This is a genomic window from Kitasatospora sp. NBC_00070 (genome assembly GCF_045041205.1).
In the GTDB taxonomy this organism is placed as follows: Bacteria; Actinomycetota; Actinomycetes; order Streptomycetales; family Streptomycetaceae; genus Kitasatospora.
The window spans coordinates 6,845,311-6,867,419 of the sequence record NZ_CP108247.1 but is presented as its reverse complement, the minus strand read 5'-3'; the positions used below and the strand labels follow the sequence as shown (position 1 = coordinate 6,867,419).

Genomic DNA, 22,109 nt, shown 5'->3' with positions numbered 1-22,109 from the left:
TCGGTTCCTTTCGGTGGGTACGGCTCGGGTGGTGCGAACAGGTCGTGCTGAGGAAGGGTCAGAGGGAGCAGGGGGCGGGACCGTCGGCGGCCGGGCCGCCGAGCGCGTGGCCGACCAGCCGGTCGACCAGGAACTCCGCCAGCGCGGCCACGGTGGGCCGGGCCACCAGGTCGGCCAGGCAGAGGCCGCCCTCGAAGTCCACACGCAGGCGCTGGACCAGGGACATCGCCAGCAGGGAGTGGCCGCCGAGTTCGAAGAAGTTCTCGTCGATGCCGAGCACCGGCAGGCCGAGGACGTCCGCGAAGGCGCTGTGCACCGCCTTCTCGCTCGGGTAGCGCGGCTCCCGCAGCGGCCCCGAACCGGTGAAGTCCTCGGCGAGGGGCGCCGGCAGAGCCTTGCGGTCGAGCTTGCCGTTCACGGTCAGCGGCAGCGCGTCCAACAGGACGAACGCGGACGGGACCATGTACTCCGGCAGGCGCCCGGCCAGCACACGACGCACCGCGCCGGTGTCCAGGCCACCGTTCTCGGTGGGCACCAGGTAGGCGACCAGGCGCTTCACGCCCGGGGTGTCCTCACGGACCACCACGGCCGCCTGAGCGACGCCGGGGTGGGCCGCGAGGGCGTCCTCGATCTCCCCCGGCTCGACCCGGTAACCCCGGATCTTCACCTGGTCATCGGCCCGGCCCAGGAAGTCCAACAACCCGTCGGCCCGCCAGCGCACCACATCACCCGTGCGGTACATCCGACCCCCGGGCTCACCGAACGGGTCCGCGACGAACCGCCCGGCACTGAGACCGGCCCGGTGCAGATAGCCCCGCGCCAGACCGACGCCCGCCACGTACAACTCTCCTGCGACACCGACCGGTACGGGCCGCAACGCGGCATCCAGCACCCTCGCCTGGGTGTTCCAGATCGGGCGGCCGACCGTCGCCGTGGCCGAGTCTTCAGTACCACCACCAAGAGTGTTGATGGTGTACTCCGTCGGGCCGTACAGGTTGTACCCCATCACGCCCTCGGTGTCGCGCAGCCTCGACCACAGGGTCTCCGCCACAGCCTCGCCCCCGAGCAGCACCAGCACGGGTCGGTGCCGGTCCTCGTCCAACAGACCGCACTCCACCAGGGCTTGCGCGTACGAGGGCGTCACGTTGATCACGTCGATCGCCTGGGTGTCGCAGTAGTCCGCCAGGCCCTGGGCATCGCGCCGCAGCGACTCGTCCAGGACGTGCACCTCATGCCCCTCGACCAGCCACAGCAACTCCTCCCACGACATGTCGAAGGAGAACGACACCGTGTGCGCGATCCGCAGCCGCCGACCACCCGCCGACGCCACCACCGGATCGAAAATCGCCTCCCGGTGGTTCAACTGCATGTTCGTCAGACCCCGATACGGCGTCACCACACCCTTGGGACGCCCCGTCGACCCCGACGTGAAAATCACGTACGCAGCGGCGTCGAGATCGACCTCGATGCCCAGCGGTCCGGCGTCGAGCGCGGCCAGCTCCGCCACCACCTCCGGCGAGTCCAGCAGCAGCACACCATCCGAGTCCGGCATCAGTCCCGCTGCGGAGGAGTCCGTCACCAGGCAGACGGGTGCGGCGTCCTCGACCATGAACGTCAGCCGGTCCAACGGATAGTCCAGCTCCAACGGCAGATACGCAGCCCCCGTGCGCAACACCGCGAACAACGACGCCACCATGTCCAACGAACGCGGCAACCCAAGTGCCACCACCCGCTCAGGACCAGCCCCACGCGCCACGAACAACCGCGCAAGACGATTCACCCGCGCATCCAACTCCGCGTACGACCACACCTGCGCACCGAACACCAACGCCGTCTCACCCGGCACCGAAGCAGCCCGCTCCGCCAACAGATCCGCCACCGTCGCCTCCGGCAACCCACGACCCGTCGCCGCCCACTCCCCCAACACCCACCCACGCTCACGCACCGTCAGCACGTCGAGCGTGCCGATCCGGCGGGCGGGGTCGGTCGCGACCTGCTCCAACACCGCGAGCAGTCGCTCGACCAACGCCTCGGCGGTGTCCCGGTCGTAGAGGTCGACCGCGTACTCGAAGGCGATGTCGATCTCCTCCGTGCTGGAGGTCTCCTCGAAGTTGAAGTCCAGCTCGAACTTGGCCGCGCCGAGCTCGAACGGCAGGATCCGGCTCTCCAGGCCGAACAGGCGGCCCGCCTCGCCGTTGTTGTGCCGGTAGCCGAGCATCACCTGGAACAGCGGGTGGCGGCCGGGCACCCGGGGCGGGTTGACCGCCTCGACCAGCCGGTCGAAGGGCAGGTCCTGGTGTGCGAAGGCGGCCAGGTCGGCGTCCCGGGTCCGGGTCAGCAGCTCGCTGAAGGTCGGGTCGCCGGACAGGTCGTTGCGCAGCACCAGGGTGTTCACGAAGAAGCCGACCAGGCTGTCCAGCGCGCCGTCCGGGCGACCCGCGACCGGGGCACCGAGGGGGATGTCCGTCCCCGCACCGAGCCGGTGCAGCAGGGTGGCCACGGCGGCCTGGAGCACCATGAAGGTGGTGGTGCCGGTCGCCCGGGCCGCCTCCCGCAGGCCCCGGTAGACCGCCGGGGGGACCTGGGCGTGCACGGTGTCGCCCCGGTAGCCCGCCGCCGGCACCCGGGGGTGGTCGGTCGGCAGCGGCAGCTCTTCCGGCAGACCGGCCAACGCCTGCCGCCAGTAGGCGACCTGACGGCCGTGCAGGGTCTCGGCGTCCTCGCCGCCGTCCAGCAGCTCCTGCTGCCAGAGGGTGTAGTCCGCGTACTGCACCGGCAGCGGCACCCAGTTCGGGGCCGTGCCCGCCGCGTGCGCGGTGTAGGCGGTGGTCAGGTCGTCGATGAAGGGGAGCATCGACCACTCGTCACCGGCGATGTGGTGGAACAGCAGCACCACCGCGTGCTCGCCGGGGGCGATCTCCAGCACGCTGACCCGGAGCGGCAGTTCGGCCGCCAGGTCGAAGCCGTACCGCACGGCGGTCTGTACGTCCTCGGCGAGCGTCCGCTCGGAGGAGGCCACCACGTGCACCTCACCGCTCGGCGCAGCCACCCGCTGGAAGACGCCGCCGTCGGTCTCGGTGAAGACCGTGCGCAGGCTCTCGTGCCGCTCGGTGACCGCGTGCACGGCGGCACGCAGGGCCGCCAGGTCGAGCTCGCCGGTGACCCGGACCACCAACGGCACGTTGTAGGTGGAGCCCGAGCCGTCCAGGTTCTGCAGGAACCACATCCGGCGCTGGGCGTGCGAGAGCGGCAGCTCGGCGGGGCGCTCACGGCGGGTCAGCGCGGGGCGCGCCGGGCCGTCGGCCCCGCCGGAACGACGGGCCAGCCCGGCCGGGGTGGGCGCCTCGAACAGGTCACGCACCGTCAGCCGACCGCCCAGCACCGCCTTGACCCGGCCGGTCAGCCGGGTGGCGAGCAGCGAGTGGCCGCCGAGCTCGAAGAAGTTCTGCTCGGGGCCGACCTCGGCCAGCCCGAGCACCTCGGCGAACAGGCCGCAGAGGATCTCCTCACGGGCGTCGCGCGGGGTACGCCCGGTGCCCTGGGCGTCGTTGCCGGGTGCCGGCAGGGCAGCCCGGTCGAGCTTGCCGTTCACGGTCAGCGGCAGCGCGTCCAACAGGACGAACGCGGACGGGACCATGTACTCCGGGAGCCGCTCGGCGAGTTCGGCCCGGACGGCCACCACGTCGACGGTGTCACCGGTGGGGACCAGGTAGGCGGCCAGGCGCTTCACGCCCGGGGTGTCCTCACGGACCACCACGGCCGCCTGAGCGACGCCGGGGTGGGCGGCGAGGGCGTCCTCGATCTCCCCCGGCTCGACCCGATAGCCCCGGATCTTCACCTGGTCGTCCGCACGCCCCAGGAAGTCCAGCAGACCGTCGGCCCGCCACCGCACCACGTCACCCGTGCGGTACATCCGACCGCCGGGCTCACCGAACGGATCGGCGACGAAACGCTCGGCGCTCAGACCAGGCCGGTCCAGGTAACCACGGGCCAGCCCGACACCCGCCACGTAGAGCTCGCCCGCGACGCCGACCGGTACCGGGCGCAGGAAGCCGTCAAGCACGTGGGCGCGGGTGTTCCAGATCGGGCGGCCGACCGTCGCCGTGGCCGAGTCTTCAGTACCACCACCAAGAGTGTTGATGGTGTACTCGGTCGGCCCGTACAGGTTGTAGCCGAGCACGCCGTCAGTGTCGCGCAGCCTCGACCACAGGGTCTCCGCGACCGCCTCACCACCGAGCAACACCAGCACCGGCCGGTGCCGGTCCTCGTCCAACAGACCGCACTCCACCAGGGCTTGCGCGTACGAGGGCGTCACGTTGATCACGTCGATCGCCTGGGTGTCGCAGTACTCCGCCAGACCCTGAGCGTCACGCCGCAGCGACTCGTCCAGGACGTGCACCTCGTGCCCCTCGACCAGCCACAGCAACTCCTCCCACGACATGTCGAACGAGAACGACACCGTATGCGCGATCCGCAACCGCCGACCACCCGCAGACTCCACCACCGGATCGAAGATCGCCTCCCGGTGGTTCAACTGCATGTTCGTCAGACCCCGATACGGCGTCACCACACCCTTGGGACGCCCAGTCGACCCCGACGTGAAGATCACATAGGCCGGGGAGTCCTGATCCACGGTCAGCCCCAGCGGGCCGGCCTCCAGACCTGCCAGCTCCGCCACCACCTCGGGCGAGTCCAGCAGCACGGTGGCCTCGAACCCGGGCATCAACCCGGCCGCCGTCGAGTCGGAGATCAGCACCACGGGTGCGGCGTCCTCGACCATGAACGTCAGCCGGTCCAACGGATAGTCCAGCTCCAACGGCAGATACGCAGCCCCCGTGCGCAACACCGCGAACAACGACGCCACCATGTCCAACGAACGCGGCAACCCAAGTGCCACCACCCGCTCAGGACCAGCCCCACGCGCCACGAACAACCGCGCAAGACGATTCACCCGCGCATCCAACTCCGCGTACGACCACACCTGCGCACCGAACACCAACGCCGTCTCACCCGGCACCGAAGCAGCCCGCTCCGCCAACAGATCCGCCACCGTCGCCTCCGGCAACCCACGACCCGTCGCCGCCCACTCCCCCAACACCCACCCACGCTCACGCACCGTCAGCAGATCGACGTCGCGGACCAGTGCGGCGGGCCGGCGGGCTATCAGGGTGAGCAGCGCGACCATCCGCTCGGCGTGCTGCTCCACGGTGTCGCGGTCGAAGACGTCCGGGCGGTACTTCCACTCGAAGGTCAACGTCTCGCCGGGGTTGGTGACGAAGATCAGCGGGAAGTGGGTGGCGTCCACGTCCACCACGTCCCGGACGCCGAGCGCCTCCCGAATGCGGTCCCGGACGCTCTCGTCGGCCGGGGTGTTGCGGAGCACCTGGAGGGTGTCGAACAGCCGGCCGAGGCCGGTGTCGCGCTGGATCTCGCCCAGGCCGACCTGGTGGTGCGCCAGCAGCGCGCTCTGCTCGGCCTGGAAGCGGGTCAGGAAGTCGGCCACCGACTCCTCCACCCGCAGGCCCGCCCGGACCGGGACGGTGTTGAGGAACATGCCGATGGTCGCGTCGATGCCGGGCAGCTCGGCCGGACGGCCGGAGACGGTGGCGCCGAAGACCACGTCGCGGCGGCCGGTCAGCCCGGCCAGCAGCAGCGCCCAGGCGCCGGCCAGCACGGTGTTCAGGGTCAGACCGTGCTCCCGGGCGAACTCGCCCAGCCGGGTGGTCAGTTCGACCGACAGTTCGGCGGTGACCTGCTCCGGCAGCAGGGCGGCGCGCTCCCGGGCCGCCGGAGCCAGCAGGGTCGGCTCGTCGAGCCCGGCCAGCGCCTCGCGCCAGGCGGCCCGGCCCTGCTCGTGGTCCTGCGCGGACAGCCAGCGCAGGAAGTCGCGGTAGGGCAGCGCCTCGGCCTGCTCGGGGTCGGCGCCACCGGTCAGCCGCAGGTGGCAGAGCGTCAGCAGCTCCTGGAGGAACAGGCCGGTGGACCAACCGTCCCACAGCAGCGCGTGGTTGGTGATCAGCAGCTGCTGGCCGCCACCGGGGGCGAGCACCGAGACCAGCCGCAGCAGCGGCGGGGCGGCCAGGTCGAAGCGGGTGAGCGCCTCGGTCTCCTTGAGCCGGGCGAGCTCGGTCTCGAAGGCGTCCGGGTCGAGGTGACCGAGGTCGACCTCGGTGACCGGCACGTCGACCGCACGCGGCAGGAACTGCACCGGGCGGTCCGGGCCGTCCTGGAGGAAGCCGACCCGCAGGTTGGGGTGGCGGGTGAGCACGGTGGCGACCGCGCCGCGCAGCACCTCGACCGGGACCCGGGTGGTCAGCTGGACCACGTCGCGGGAGGTGTAGACGTCCAGCCCCCGGTCGTCGTACCCGGCCTCGAACAGCAGGCCCTCCTGGAGCGGCGAGACCGGCCAGACCTCCTCGATCTCCAGCCCGGGCGCCGCCGCCCGGACGGCGGCCAGCTCGGCCGCGCCGGACTCCGGCAGTTCGGGCAGCTCGGGGACGGCACCCGCCGTCTCCCGCCGGTCCGCCACGGCCGCCAGCGCGGCGGGGGTGCGCAGCTCGAACACGTCGCGCGGGCTGATCGCCAGACCTTCGGCCCGGGCCGCGCCGATCAGCCGGATCGAGGAGATCGAGTCGCCGCCGAGCCGGAAGAAGTCGTCCTCGACCCCGGTCTCCGGCAGACCGAGCACCTCGGCGTACAACTCGCAGAGCAGCCGCTCGGTCGCGGTGCCGGCCTCCCGACCACCCGTCAGACCGGTGTAGTCCAGCGCGTCGTCGGGCAGCGCGGCCTTGTCCAGCTTGCCGTTCACGGTCAGCGGCAGCGCGTCCAGCACCGCGAAGGCGGACGGCACCATGTACTCGGGCATCACGGCGGCCAGCGCCGCGTGCAGCTCCTCGGTGACCACCGGGGCGCCCGGCTGCGGGACGACGTACGCGACCACCCGGCGCACGGTGCCCTCGCGGACCAGCACGGCGGCCTGGGCGACACCGGGCTGCGCGGTCAACGCGGCCTCGATCTCGCCGAGTTCGATCCGGTAGCCACGGATCTTCACCTGGTCGTCCACCCGGCCGAGGAAGTCCAGCCGGCCGTCGGCGCGGCGCCGCACCAGGTCCCCGGTGCGGTACATCCGCTCCCCGGCCGCGAACGGGTCGGCGACGAAGCGCTCGGCGGTCGGGCCGGGGCGGCCCAGGTAGCCGCGCGCGGTCTGCGGGCCCGCCAGATAGAGCTCACCGCGCGCACCGGCCGGCACCGGGCGCAGCAGGGCGTCCAGCACGTACGCACGGCCGTTGCGCAGCGGACGGCCGACGGTGGGCGCCTGGGTGTCCGCCAGGTCGGCGAGCAGGCCGTCGACGGTGAACTCGGTCGGGCCGTAGTAGTTGAGGCTGGTGACGCCCGCCTCGGAACGCAGCCTGGTCCACAGCGGCTCGGGCAGCGCCTCGCCGCCGAGCAGCAGCACCGAGGGGCGGTGCCCGCCGGTCAGCAGGCCGAGGTCCAGCAGCCGCTGGGTGTAGGAGGGGGTGTTGTCGAGGACGTCGATCCGGTGCGCCCGGGTGTACGCCACCACGGTCTCGGCGTCCCGGCGGTCGTGCTCGTCCAGCACGTGCAGCTCGTGCCCGCCGAGCAGCCAGATCAGCTGGTCCCAGGACGAGTCGAAGGAGAACGCGGCGGTGCTCAGCACCCGCAGCACGCGACCGTCGGCCGCCGCCGGATAACTGGTCGTCAGGTGGTCGTGGGCCAGGTTGGCCAGCGCCGCGTGCGGCACCACGACGCCCTTGGGGCGGCCGGTGGAGCCGGAGGTGTGGATCACGTAGGCGGCCTGCCGGGGGTCGACCGGGCCGCCGCGCTCGGCGTCGGTGACCGGGGTGCCGGGCAGCGCGGCCAGCCGCTCGGGGTCGAGCAGCACGGCCGGGCGGCCGGCGGGCAGCTGCCCGGCGACCTGGGCGGTGGTCAGCAGCACGGCGGGGTCGGCGTCGTCGAGCAGCAGGGCCAGCCGCTCGGCGGGCTGGGCGAGGTCCAGCGGCAGGTAGGCGCCGCCGGTGCGCAGGGCCCCGAAGATCGCGGCCACCGCGTCGGCGGAGCGGGGCAGGGCCAGCGCGGCGGTGCGCTCGCCGGTCAGGCCCTCGGCGATCAGCAGCCGGGCCAGCCGGTTGGCCCGCTCGTCCAGCTCACGGAAGGTCAGGGTTTCGGCGCCGCAGACCAGGGCGGTCGCCCCGGGGGTGCGGGCGGCCTGCCCGGCCAGCAGGTCGGCGACGGTGCCGGCCGGGGTCCCGGCCCGCTCGCCCTCGGCGAACCGGTCCTGACCGTCGGTCAGGTCGAGCCGCGCCAACGGAGTCTCCGGGGCGGCGGCGAAGGTGCGCAGCAGACCCACGAACCGGTCGGCCAGCGCCTCGGCCCCGGCCGCGTCGAACAGCCCGGGGCGGTACTCCAGCTCGACCCGCAGCTCGGTGCCGGGCAGCACCGAGAGGCCGAGCGGGTAGTGGGTGGTGTCCCGGGCGCCGAGACCGGTGACGGTCAGGCCCTCGACGGTGCCGAGCGCCTCGGCCAGCGCGTCGCCGCCGCCCTGGTAGTTCTCCACCACCAGCAGGGTGTCGAACAGCGGTCCGTCCACCTCGGTGGTGCGCTGGATCGCGGCCAGGCCCAGGTGGTGATGGGCGATCAGCTCGGCCTGCTCGCGCTGGACCTGGGCGACCGCCCCGGCCAGGGTGGCGTCCGGCGCGGGGCTGACCCGGACCGGCACGGTGTTGATGAACAGGCCGACCATCGACTCGGCGCCGGGCAGGTCGTCCGGGCGGCCCGAGACGGTGGTGCCGAAGACCACGTCGGTGCTGCCGGTGAGCGAGCCGACCAGCACGCCCCACAAGGTGTTGGCCAGGTTGCCGACCGTCAGGCCCCGGCTGCGGGCGGCCCCCGCGACGGCGGCGGACAGCTCGGCGTCCACCTGACGGGTCACCAGAGCGGGTTCCACCGCGCCACCGCCGGGGGCCACCAGGCTCGCCTCGGTCACACCCGCCAGCGCGGCGCCCCAGGCGGCCTCGGCGGCGGCGGTGTCCCGGGTGGCGAGCAGCGCCAGGTGGTCCTTGTACGGGCGCACCGGGGGCAGCGCGGCGAGGTCGCCGTCCGAGCCGTAGAGCGCCAGCAGCTCGCGGACCACGATCGGCATCGACCAGCCGTCGAGCAGCAGGTGGTGGCAGGTGACGACCAGTCGGCTGCGGCCCTCGGCCAGCCGGAGCAGGGTGAGGCGGAGCAGCGGCGGGGTCTCCAGGTCGAACCGCTGCTGCCGGTCGCGCTCGGTCTCGGCGGCCATCGCCGCGTCCTGGGCCGCACCGGCGTAGGCGGTCAGGTCGGCCTCGCGCAGCGGGGTGGGCACCTCGCGCTGGACGAACTGGACCACCGCCTCCGGGTCCTCGTACCAGAAGCCGGCCCGCAGGTTGGCGTGCCGCCGCAGCAGGGCGTCCACCGCGCGGCCCAGCCGGGCGGTGTCGACCGCGCCGGCCAGGTCCAGGTGGGACTGGACCACGTACACGTCCCGGGCGCCGTCGTCGTAGAGGGCGTGGAACAGCAGGCCCTCCTGGAGCGAGGAGAGCGGGTAGACGTCTTCCAGGCCGGAGGTGGCGGAGTCGGCCGGCGGCTGCTGGGTCGGGGTCGCTTCGTTCGTCACGGTCTTCTCGGTCCTGGGGGTGGTGGGGTGGGCGGTGGGCAGCGGCTCGGCGGTCATCGGCGGCGCCGTCCGCGCAGCCGGGATTCCAGCCGGTCGATCTGGGCCTGCTTGAGCCGGACCAGGCTGAGGTCGGACGGGGTGATGCCGCCCGCCCCGTCGGTGGCGCCGTGCCGGGCCAGCGCGTCCAGCGCGGCGAACCAGGAGTCGGCCAGCACGGCCACCTCGTCCTCGCCGAGCAGCGCCTGCGGCCAGCTCCACTCGACGGCCAGCTCGGGCCGGCCGTCGGGGCCGGCCTGGACCACGGCGTCGATCTCCAGCGGGTAGCCGACCGGCATCGCCGCGTCCGGGCCGGTGGCGGCGGCCAGCGCGGCCCGCTCCGCCTGCGGGGCGAACGGCCAGCCGCCGGGCCCGCCGGCCGAACCTTCGGCGCGGCCCCGGTAGTTGAACAGCACCTCGGAGCGCGGCACGGCGGCCAGCCGGGCGGCGGTCTGCGGGTTGAGGTAGCGCAGCAGGCCGTAGCCGAGCCCCCGGTCGGGGGCCGACCTGAGCTGCTCCTTGACCTGCTTGAGCACACCGCCCGCGGCCTCGCCGCCCGCCAGCGCGGCGGCCGGATCGAGCCCGGCCAGGTCGAGCCGGACGGGATGCACGGTGGTGAACCAGCCGACGGTGCGGGCCAGGTCGGGGGTGAGCCCGCCGGTCTCGCTGCCGCCCCGGCCGTGGCCCTCCAGGTCGATCCGCAGCGCCGGGGTGCCGGTCGGCCTGGCGGTGGCCACGCCGAGCACCAGACCGGCCAGCAGCACGTCGTCCACGCCCGCGCCGAAGGCGACGGGGAGGTCGCTGAGCAGCGGCGCGGTGCGGTCGGCGGGCAGCGTGCGGCGCAGCGTCCGCAGGGTCGCCACGGTGTCCCGTCCGGGGTCCGCCGCCAGGGCGCCGAGCGGTCCGGCCGGGCCGGTCAGCGCGCCCTGCCAGTACGGGAGTTCGGCGACCCGGGCGCGCTCCCCGGCGTGCCGGGTGAGCCGCTCGGCCCAGGACCGCAGGCTCTCCGCCTCGGGTTCGGCGACCGGGCGGCGGCCGGTCGCGAACGCGGCGTGGTGCTCGGCCAGTTCGGGCAGCAGGGTGTGCCAGGAGACGCCGTCCACCGCGAGGTGGTGCACCGTCAGCAGCAGGCGGCCGTCCTGCCCGGGGCCCCGGTCGAACCAGACCGCCCGGAGCACCCGGCCGGTGGCGGGGTCGAGCTCACCGGCGGCCCGGTCGGCCTCGGCGGGGTCGAAGCCGCCCTCGACCCGGCGGAGCAGGTCGGCCGGGTCCGGGACGGGCCCGATCCGCTGGGTCCAGATCCCGTCGGTGCGGTCGAGCCGCAGCCGCAGCGCCGGGTGGCCGGTCACCAGCGCGGTGAGCGCCTGACGCAGCGTCGCCTCGCGCAGCCCGCCGGGGACGGTGAGCAGCACGGACTGGTTGAACCGCTCCAGCGGGCCGCCGCGTTCGCGCAGCCAGTGCACCACCGGCAGCAGCGGCAGCTCGCCCTCGACCGGGACCGGGGCGGCCGGGGCAGGTGCGGCGGCCACCGCGGTGCCCTTGGCGGCGGCGGCCAGCGCGGCCGGGGTCGGGTGCTGGAAAACGTCCTTGGCGGCGATCTCAAGCCCGGCCTTGCGGGCCCGGCCGACCAGTTGGATGGAGACGATCGAGTCGCCGCCCAGGGCGAAGAAGTTCTCCTCCTCGCCGACCTCCGGCAGCCCGAGCACCTCGGCGAAGACCTTCGCCATCGCCCGGGCCGGGGTGTGCCCGGCGGTCGGGGCAGGGGCCGCCGCGCGGCCGGGGGCGGGCAGCGCCTTGCGGTCCAGCTTGCCGTTGACGCCGAGCGGCAGCCGCTCCAGCACGGTGACCACGGCGGGCACCATGTGCTCGGGCAGCACGGCCGCGACGGCCGCCCTGGCCGCCTCGCCGGTGACGCTGGCCCCGGCCTGCGGCACCACGTAGCCGAGCAGTTGGCGCGCGCCACCCTCGGTCAGCGCGCGGGCGGTGACGGCGGCCTGGCCGACGCCGGGGGCGGCGGTCAGCGCCGACTCCACCTCGCCGAGCTCGATCCGGAAGCCGCGCACCTTCACCTGGTCGTCGGTGCGGCCCAGGTACTCGACCTCGCCGTCCACCCGGCGGCGGACCAGGTCGCCGGTGCGGTACATCCGGCGGCCGGCCGCGAACGGGTCGGCGACGAACCGACCCGCCGTCAGACCGGGGCGGCCCAGGTAGCCCCGGGCCAGCTGGACCCCGCCGAGGTAGAGCTCGCCGGGCACGCCGACCGGCACCGGGCGCAGCGCGGCGTCCAGCACGTGCAGCGTGGTGTTCCAGACCGGGCGGCCGATCGGGACGGTGCCCGAACCGGCCCAGGCCCGGTGGTAGGTGACGTCGACGGCGGCCTCGGTCGGCCCGTACAGGTTGTGCAGCTCGATCTGCGGCCAGAGCGCGGCGAACCGGTCGACGGCGGCGGCGGGCAGCGCCTCGCCGGAGCAGTACACCCGGCGGACGCCCTGGAAGCCGGCCCGGACCGCCGGGTCCTGCTCGGCGGCGCCGGTGAAGGCGGTCAGCATGGACGGCACGAAGTGGCAGGCGGTGATCCCCTGAGCGCCCGTCAGGGCGGCCAGGTACTCCGGCTCGCGGTGGCCGCCCGGACGGGCGAGCACCACCCGGGCGCCGCTGACCAGCGGGAGGAAGAACTCCCAGACCGAGACGTCGAAGCCGGCCGGGGTCTTCTGCAGCACCCGGTCCTCGGGCGTGACGCTGTAGACCTCCCGCATCCAGTCCAGCCGGTTGACGATCGCACGGTGGGTCACCACGACGCCCTTGGGGCGGCCGGTGGAGCCGGAGGTGAAGATCACGTACGCGGCGTGCTCCGCCTCGGCCGCGACCGGCTCGGCCCCGGGGCCCGCGCCGTCCACGGTGAGCACCGGGACACCGGGCAGCACGGGCAGCGACTCGGCCTGTCCCGGCACCGAGAGCAGGCAGACCGGGGCGGCGTCCTCGACCATCACGGCCAGCCGCTCGGCCGGGTACTCCACGTCCAGCGGCAGGTACGCGGCACCGGACTTGAGCACGCCCAGCAGCGCCACCATCAACTCGACCGAGCGCGGCACCGCGACCGCGACGATCCGGTCCGGCCCCGCACCGGCGGCCACCAGGCGACGCGCCAGCAGCCCGGCCCGCTCGTCCAGCTGACGGTAGGTCAACTCCACCCCCTCGAACACCACCGCCACCGCGTCCGGCGCGGCCGCCACCCGCTCGGCGATCCGCGACACCAACGTGCCCGGACGCACCTCCCGCTCGGTGGCGTTCCACTCCCCCGCCAGGCCGCGCCGCTCCTGGGCGGAGACCGGCTCGATCCGGCTGACCGGACGCTCCGGCGCGGCCAGCGCCTGCTCCAGCACGCTGAGCAGCCGGGCGCCGAACAGGCGGGCGGTGGAGCGGTCGAACAGGTCCTCGGCGTGGATCACCGTCAGCTCGGTGCGGTCGCCCTCGGCCGACTCCACGAAGGTGAAGGCCAGGTCGAAGCGGGCCGCGTGCACCGGGTCGGGCAGCAGCCTGGTCCGGCCGCCGAACAGGGTGTCCAGCCCACCGGCCTCCTTGCGGTGCTGCACCATCACCTGGAACAGCGGGTGCCGGCCGAGCGAGCGCTCCGGGTTGACGATCTCCACCAGCCGGTCGAACGGCAGGTCCTGGTGTGCCAGCGCACCGAGCACGGTCTCCCGGGAGCGGGCCACCAGCTCGTCGAAGGCGATCTCGCCGGACAGGTCGTGCCGGAGTACCAGGGTGTTGACGAAGAAGCCGACCACCGCCTCCACCGCCTTGTCGGCCCGCCCGGCCACCGGGGTGCCGAGCGCGACGTCGGTGGTCCCGGCCAGCCGGCCGAGCAGCAGCGCGGCGGCCGCCTGGGTGACCATGAACGGGGTGCAGCCGGCCCGGCGGGCGTGGTCCAGCAGGGCCCGGTGCAGCTCCTCGGGCAGCCGCAGCCGGACGGCGCCGCCCCGGCCGCTCGCCTCGGTCGGCCTGGGCCGGTCGGCGGGCAGCGCCAGTTCGGCCGGCAGACCGGCCAACTGCACGGTCCAGTACGCGGTCTGCGCCCCGACCGGTCCGTCCAGCAACTCGCGCTGCCACAGCGCGTGGTCGGCGTACTGCACCGGCAGCGGAGCGAACTCCGGTGCCCGATCGGCCAGTCGGGCCGCGTAGGCCAGATCGAGGTCGCGCAGCAGCACGCCCTCGGACCACTCGTCGCCCGCGATGTGGTGCAGTGCGACGCTCAGCACGTGCCGGGTGGGTCCGGCACTCAGCAACGTCACCCGCACCGGGATCTCCTCGGCCAGCTCGAAGGCGTACGCCCCGGCGGCGGCCACCGCCGCGTCCAGCCGACCTACCGTCACCTCAACTGTCTCGAACGGCAGTTGGGCCTGCCCGGGGCTCAGCACCAGCTGGTACGGGTGCCCGTCCCGGTCGGGGAAGACGGTGCGCAGCGCCTCGTGCCTGGCCAGCACGTCGCCGAAGGCGGCGCGCAGCGCGTCGGCGTCCAGCGGTCCGTCGATCCGCAGCGCGCACGGGATGGTGTACGCGGTGCTCGGGCCCTCCAGCCGGTACAGGAACCAGAGCCGGGCCTGGGCCGGCGAGAGCGGCAGCAGCTCGGGGCGCGGCCGGGCGACCGGGCCGGGGCGCCGGGCGGCGGCGCCGGTCAGCCGGACGGCGAAGGCGGCCGGGGTGCGGGTCTCGAACAGGTCGCGGATCGCGGCGTCCACGCCGAGCGCGGCCCGGATCCGGCCCACCAGGCGGGTGGCCAGCAGGGAGTGGCCGCCGAGCGCGAAGAAGTCGTCGTCCACGCCGATCCCGGGCAGGCCGAGCACGTCGGCGAACAGCGCGCACAGCACGGCCTCGCGCTCGTCGCGCGGGGTCCGGCCACCGGGGGTGGTGAAGGCGGTCGCGGCGGGCTCGGGCAGGGCCTGCCGGTCGAGCTTGCCGTTGACGTTCAGCGGCAGCGCGTCGAGTGCCACGATCGCCGCCGGGACCAGGTACTCGGGCAGCGTCTCGCCCAGCACCTTGCGCAGCACCGAGCCGTCCAGACCGGCCGGGGCGACGTAGCCCACCAGCCGCCGGACGCCCTCGCCGCCGCGCACCACCACGGCCGCCTGGGCCACCCCGGGCAGCGCGGCGAGCGCCGCCTCCACCTCGCCGGGCTCGACCCGGAAGCCGCGGATCTTCACCTGGTCGTCGTCGCGGCCCAGGTAGTCCAGCGCACCGTCGGGACGCCACCGCACCACGTCGCCGCTGCGGTACATCCGGCTGCCGTCGCCCGCGAACGGGTCGGCGACGAACCGCCCGGCCGTCAGCGCGGGCCGGTTGCCGTAGCCCCGGGCCAGGCCGGGGCCGGCGATGTAGAGCTCACCGGGCACGCCGGCCGGCACCGGCCGCAGCCGGGCGTCCAGCACGTACACCCGGGTGTTGCCGATCGGGCGGCCGACGAACGGGGTGGCGGAGTCGTCCAGCGCCGCGCCCAGGGTGTCCACGGTGTACTCGGTCGGGCCGTAGAAGTTGTGGCCGATCACGCCCTCGGTCTCCCGGAGCCTGGTCCACAGCGCCTCGCCGACCGCCTCGCCGCCGACCAGGAAGAGCAGCGGCCGGTGCTCGGCGGAGTCCAACAGGCCCCATTCGACCAGCTGTTGGCCGAACGAGGGGGTGACGTCCAGGGTGTCGATCCGGTCCGCCAGCAGCCGGGCCACCAGCGCCTGCGGGTCGCGGCGCAGCTGCTCGTCGTAGACGTGCAGCTGGTGGCCGCAGACCAGCCAGAGCAGCTGCTCCCAGGAGGAGTCGAAGGAGAACGAGGCGGTGTGCGCGGCGCGCAGCCGGCGGCCGCCGGCCGCCTCGACGGCGCGGGCGAAGACGGTGGCCGCGTGGTGCTCCAGCATGTTGGCCAGGCCCCGGTGCGGCACCTGGACGCCCTTGGGGCGGCCGGTGGAGCCGGAGGTGTGGATCACGTACGCCAGGTCGTCCGGGTGCGGCAGGGTCGGCTCGGCGGCGTGGGTGCCGAGTTCGGTCAGGGTGACGACGCCGAGGCCGTGCTCGGTGAGCACCGGCAGCCGGTCGGCCACCTCGGCGGTGGTCAGGGTGAGCAGCGGCTCGGCGTCCGCCAGCATCAGCGCGACCCGCTCGGCCGGATGGTCCAGGTCCACCGGCAGGTAGGCGGCACCGGCCGCCAGCACGCCGAGCAGGGCGGCCACCAGGTCGGCGGAGCGCGGCAGGGCGAGGGCCACCACCTGGCCGGGCCGGACGCCCAGGGCGGCCAGGTGACGGGCGGTCAGCTCGACCTTGGCGGCCAGCTCGGCGTAGGTCAGCGCCCGGTCGCCGCAGACCACGGCGGTCAGCTCGGGGGTGGCGGCGGCCCGGGCGGCGAACAGCTCGGGCAGGGTGGCGTCGCCGACCTCCCGGGCGGTGGCGTTCCAGCCCACCAGCAGGGTGTGCCGCTCGTCCTCGGCCAGGATCTCCAACGCGCCGACGGGGGTGCGCGGTTCGGCGGCGATCCGGGCCAGCAGGCCCAGCAGCCGGGTGCCGACGGCCCGGGCCGTCGCGGCGTCGAACACGTCGGGGCGGTACTCGACGGTCAGCTGCGGCGCCTCGCCCGGCAGGGTCAGCACGGTCAGCGGGTAGTGGGTGGCGCCCCGGTGGCCGATCGCGCCGACCCGCAGGCCGCGCGCGGCGAGCCGGTCGGGGTCGACCGGGTAGTTCTCGAAGACCAGCAGGGTGTCGAAGAGCGTGCCGGCTCCGGCCGCCGCCTGGATCTCGGCCAGGCCCAGGTACTGGTGGTCGAGCAGCGCCGACTGCTGGAGCTGGAGCCGCTCCAGCGCCTCCACCACCGGCTCGTCCTGGTCGGGGCGGAACCGCACCGGGACGGTGTTGCTGAACAGGCCGACCATCGACTCGACGCCCGGGATGTCGCTCGGGCGCCCGGAGACGGTGGCGCCGAAGACCACGTCGTCCCGGCCGGTGAGCCGGCCCAGCAGGATCGCCCAGGCGCCCTGGACCAGGGTGTTGAGGGTCAGTCCGTACCGGCGGGCGGTCGCGGTCAGCGCGGCGGCGAGCTCGGCCGGGATCGGCAGCTCGATCTCCCGCCCCGCGCCGGCCGGACCGGCCGGCGGGGTGCCCAGGACGTCGGCCAGCAGGGTCGGCGCGACCGGCCCGGCCAGCGCGGCCCGCCAGGCGGCGGTGTCGGCGGCGGCGTCCCGTCCGGCGAGCCAGGCCAACTGGTCGGCGTACGGGGTGACCTGGGGCATCCCGGCCGGCTCGGCGCCGCCGTACGCGGCGATCAGCTCGCGCAGCAGGACGGGGGTGGACCAGCCGTCCATCACGATGTGATGGCGGGTCAGCACCAGGCGGTGCCGGTCGGGGCCGAGCGGCACCAGGGCGCAGCGCACCAGCGGCGGCGCCGTCAGGTCGAAGCGGCGGGCCGCCTCGGCGGTCTCGATCCGGGCCAGCTCGGCGGCCTGCGCCTTCCCGGCCAGGCCGGTGAGGTCGTACTCGCGCCAGGGCACGGTGACCCGGTCGGCGATCAACTGGACGGGGTGCTCGGTGAGTCCGGTGCTGAACCTGGCGCGCAGCGCGGAGTGCCGGTTCACCACGGCGTCGACGGCGGCGGCGAGCAGCGCGCGGTCCAGCGGGCCGTGCAGCTCCAGCGAGGTGAGCGAGGTGTACAGGTCGTCGGCGCCCTCGGTCTCGCCGCTCCACAGGGCGTGGAACAGCAGGCCCTCCTGGAGCGGGGAGAGCGGCAGTACGTCCTGGGTGCCGGGGTGGGCGGCGGTCAGCCGGTCCAGCTCCGCCTGGGTGACCCGCGCCAGCGGCACGTCGGAGGGGGTCAGCCCGCCCGCGTCCGGGCGGGCCGCGTCGGCGGCCAGCGCGTCCAGGGCGGCGAACCAGCGCTCGGCCAGCTCCCGGACGGCCTGCTCGGTGAGCACCCCCTCGGGCCAGCTCAGCTGCACGGTCAGCTCCGCGCCGGCCGGGCCGTCGTGCACGAAGGCGCCGACCTCCAGCGCGTGCGCGGCGGGCAGGGCGCCGTCGGCGCTCGCCCCGATCGCGTCGCCGCAGCCGGGGGCGGGGCTCCAGTCCTCGCCCGAACCGGCGAACCGGCCCAGGTAGTTGAAGAGCAGCTGCGGCTGCTCGGCCTCGGCCAGCGCGGGCCCGGAGACCGGGTCCAGGTGGCGCAGCAGGCCGTAGCCGGCCCCGGCGTCCGGCAGCGTGCGCAGCCGCTCCTTCACCCGGGCCAGCGCCCGCCCGGCGGCGGGGCCGCCGGCCAGCGCCTCGGCCAGGTCGAGGCCGTCCAGGTCGAGGCGGACCGGGAACTCGGTGGTCAGCCAGCCGACCGTGCGGGCGGTGTCGGCCCCGGGCACCAGTGCGTCCTGCCGGCCGTGGCCCTCCAGCCGAACCAGCAGGTCGGCCCGGCTGCCGGCGCCGTGCCGGTCGCGGCGCCGGCCGAGCAGGGCCAGGGTCAGGCCGGTGAGCAGCACGTGGTCGACACCCGCGCGCCGGCTCGCCGGGACGGCGCCGAGCAGCGGGGCGGTCCGCCCGGCGGGCAGGGTGAGCCGCAGGCGGCGGGTGGTGGCGGCGGTGTCCCGGGCCGGGTCGAGCGGCCGGTCGCCGAGCAGCGGGCCCGCGCCGTCGGCCAGCATGGCTTGCCAGAGCGGCAGTTGGGCCCGGACGCCGTCACCGGTGGCGGCCTCGTGCAGGCCGGTGGCCCAGTGGCGGGGCGAGCTGGGGACGGCTTCGAGGGTGTCGCCCTGGTACGCGGCGTGCAGGTCGGGCAGCAGGATCCGCCAGGAGACGCCGTCCACCGCGAGGTGGTGGGCGGCCAGCACCAGGCGGCCGCTCTCCCCCGCGTCCAGGTAGTGCGCCAGCAGCACGGTGCCCTGCTCCGGGTCCAGCCCCTCGGCCAGCCGTTCGCGCTCCCGCACGGCGGCGGCGTCCAGTTCCTCGCCGGTGACCTCGGTGCGGCGCAGCCGCTCGGCGGTGGGGACGCTGCCGACCGGGCGGACCTCCTGCCGCCAGGAGCCGTCGGCCGCGATGTGCAGCCGCAGGCGGAGCGCGTCGTGACGGTCGGTCAGTGTTTCCAGCGCGGCGGTCAGCCGGGCCTGGTCGAGGCCGCCGGGGACGGTGACCACGGTGTGCTGGGCGAACCGGCCGACCGGGCCGCCCCGGCCGCGCAGCCACTCGCTGATCGGGGTGGGGGGCAGCACGCCGGTGCCGTCCTCGGCGGGGGCCGGGGCGGCCACCGCCAGGGTCTCGGCGACGGCGGCGATCCGGGCCACCGTACGGCGCTCGAAGACCACCCGGGGAGTGATGCCGTAGCCGGCCCGGCGGGCCCGGCTGCCCAGCTGGATGGCGGAGATGGAGTCGCCGCCGAGCGAGAAGAAGTTGTCGTCCACGCCGACCTCGGGCAGCCCGAGCACGGCGGCCACCAGGTCGGCGAGCACCCGCTCGGCCTCGGTGGCGGGGGCCCGGCCGGCGCCCTGGGCGGCGGGGCGGGCGTCGGGCAGGGCCTTGCGGTCCAGCTTGCCGTTCGGGCTCAGCGGCAGCGCCGCCAGGCCGACCAGCACGGCGGGCACGAAGTGCTCGGGCAGGGTCCGGCCGAGCTCGGCGAGCAGCGCCTCCGGGTCCGCCGGGGCGGGCACCACGTAGCCGACCAGTTGGCGGGCGCCGCCGGGGGTGAGCTCACGGGCCGTCACGGCGGCCCGGGTGACGCCGGGCAGGGCCTCCAGCGCGGCCTCGATCTCGCCGAGCTCGATCCGGAAGCCGCGCACCTTGACCTGGTCGTCGGTGCGGCCGAGGTACTCCACGGTGCCGTCCGGGGCCCAGCGCACCAGGTCACCGGTGCGGTACATCCGCTCCCCCGGCTCGCCGTGCGGGTCGGCGACGAACCGACCCGCCGTCAGGCCGGGGCGGCCGAGGTAGCCCCGGGCCAGCTGGACGCCCGAGAGGTAGAGCTCACCGGGCACGCCGACCGGGACGGGGCGCAGCTCGGCGTCCAGCACCGAGAGCCGGGTGTTCCAGACCGGGCGCCCGATCGGCACCGGGCCGGGGGCGGGCGCGGTGTGGTGGTACGTCACGTCGACGGCGGCCTCGGTCGGACCGTACAGGTTGTGCAGCGGGACGCCCGGCAGCGCGGCATACCAGCGCTCCACCAGGTCGCCGGGGAGTGCCTCGCCGGAGCAGAACACCTGGCGCAGGCCGGTGCAGCGGGCGGCGGTGCCGGGCTCCTCCAGGAAGGCGCGCAGCATCGAGGGCACGAAGTGCAGGGTGGTGATGCCGCCGGTCCCGACCAGCTCGGCCAGGTAAGCCGGGTCCTTGTGGCCCTCGGGCCTGGCCAGGGTCACGGCGGCGCCCTCGCAGAGCGCCCAGAAGAACTCCCAGACCGAGACGTCGAAGCTGGCCGGGGTCTTCTGCAGCACCCGGTCACCGGCGGTCAGCGGGTAGGCGTGCTGCATCCAGTCCAGGCGGTTGACGATCGCGCGGTGGGTGACCAGGACGCCCTTGGAGCGGCCGGTGGAGCCGGAGGTGAAGATCACGTACGCGGCGTGCTCCGCCTCGGCCGCGACCGGCTCGGCCTCCGGGCCCGCGCCGTCCACCAGCAGGGCGGCGGCCCGGGCGGCCTCGGGCAGGCGCTCCAGCACGGCGGGCACGGTGACCACCCGGACGGGGGCGGCGTCCTCGACCATCACGGCCAGCCGTTCGGCGGGGTAGTCGGCGTCCAGCGGCAGGTAGGCGGCGCCGGACTTGAGCACGCCCAGCAGCGCGACCATCAGCTCGGCCGAGCGCGGCACGGCGACCGCGACGATCCGGTCCGGCCCCGCACCGGCGGCCACCAGGCGACGGGCCAGCCGCCCGGCCCGCTCGTCCAGCTGACGGTAGGTCAGTGTCTCGTCCTCGAACACCACCGCCACCGCGTCCGGCGCGGCCGCCACCCGCTCGGCGATCCGCGACACCAACGTGCCCGGACGCACCTCCCGTCCGGTGGCGTTCCAGTCGTGCAGCACGGCGTGCAGCTCGGTCTCGGTGGGCAGTTGGAGCGCGGCCAGCGGGACGTCGGGGGCGGCGGCCAACCGGGCCAGCAGGGCGGCGCAGCGCTCGGCGTGGGCGGCCAGTTCGTCCGCGCGGTAGAGCGTGGGGTTGGCCTCGAACTCCAGCACCAGGACGTCGTCGGGGGTCTTGGCCACCGACAGGGCGAGGTCCTCGACCGGGCCCGAGGCCAGGTTGACGGTGCGTCCGGGCAGACCGGCGAAGTCCAGGTCCAGGTCGAAGGGCTTGAGGTTGAGCAGCGGGCCGTACAGCCGCTGGTCGGTGCCGACCAGTCCGAGGTCGCGGCGGATCTCCTCGCCCCGGTACAGCTGGTGGCGGCGGGCGTCCTTGAGCTCGGTGTCGGCCCGGCGCAGCAGGGTGGCGAAGCTGTCCCCGCCGGTGGCCGCGAGCCGGACGGGCAGGATGTTGACGGCCATCCCGGGCACCCGGAGCGTGCCGGGGGCGGTCCTGGCCATGAAGTGCATGCCCAGCACGGCCTCCTGGGTGCCCGTCATCCGGTGCAGGTAGGCGGCCAGCCCGGCGGCGGCCGCCTCGGCCCAGGTCGCCCGGACGCTGCCGGCCGCGCCGAGCACGACGGCGGAGTCGGCGGCGGACAGCTCGACCCGGTGCCGCAGCGCGACCGGCCCGGCCTGGGCGGTCTGCTCGGTCAGGCCCACCGCGGCGGGGCCGGCGGAGTGCCGGGCGGCCCAGTACGCGCGGTCGGCGGCGGCCTGCTCGGAGGCCAGGTACGCGGCCTCCGCCTCGGCGAGCAGCGCGACCGGGCGGAAGGCGGCGGGCAGCTCGGCGCCCTCGGCCAGCGCGGTGTAGACGGCGGCGACCCGGCGGGTGAACAGCGCGACGCCGTAGCCGTCGATCACCAGGTGGTGGAACCACTGGAACCACAGGTGGCGCTGCTCCCCGGCCCGCACCAGCAGCGCGCCGGTCAGCGGCCCGGCCTGCGCGCCCGCCAGCGCGGTGGGAACGGCCAGCAGCTCGCGCACCTGCGCCACGGCGGCGGCCACCGGGTCGGCCGCCCCCCGGGTGTCCAGGGTGGGCAACCGCCAGGCGGCGGCGTCGAATCCGGCGAACTCCTGGACGGTCCGCCCGTCCCGCTCGACCAGCCGCACGTGCAGGCCGTCCGCCTCCGCCAGGGTCTGCCGCAGCGCGCGCTCCAGCAGCTCCCCGTCCAGCGGGCCGTCGAACTCGACGTACTGGCCGACGTTGTAGGCGGGGTTCTCCGGGTCGATCCGCTGGGCGGCGAGGACTCCGGCCTGAGCGGCCGTCAGCTCGGCCTGCGCGGTCTCGGTGCTCGCCTCGGCCATGGTCGGGCTCTCCTGGGGTGTGGTGGGCGGGTGCAGCTCGGCGGGGGCCGGGCGGC

At 75.1% G+C, this 22,109-nt stretch carries 2 protein-coding genes; both read right to left on the bottom strand.

Translation table 11 applies throughout. The features are described from left to right. Positions 1 to 58: 58 nt before the first annotated feature. Positions 59 to 9,715: an amino acid adenylation domain-containing protein gene (locus OHV05_RS31080; RefSeq protein ID WP_405020635.1), complete on the bottom strand. Its 9,657-nt coding sequence runs from the start codon at positions 9,713 to 9,715 to the stop codon at positions 59 to 61. Continuing rightward, complete coding sequence (locus tag OHV05_RS31075) at positions 9,712 to 22,053, bottom strand: amino acid adenylation domain-containing protein (protein ID WP_405020634.1); 12,342 nt, start codon at positions 22,051 to 22,053, stop codon at positions 9,712 to 9,714. Before OHV05_RS31075 ends, OHV05_RS31080 begins: the two co-directional genes overlap by 4 nt. Between the last annotated feature and the right edge of the window lie 56 nt (positions 22,054 to 22,109).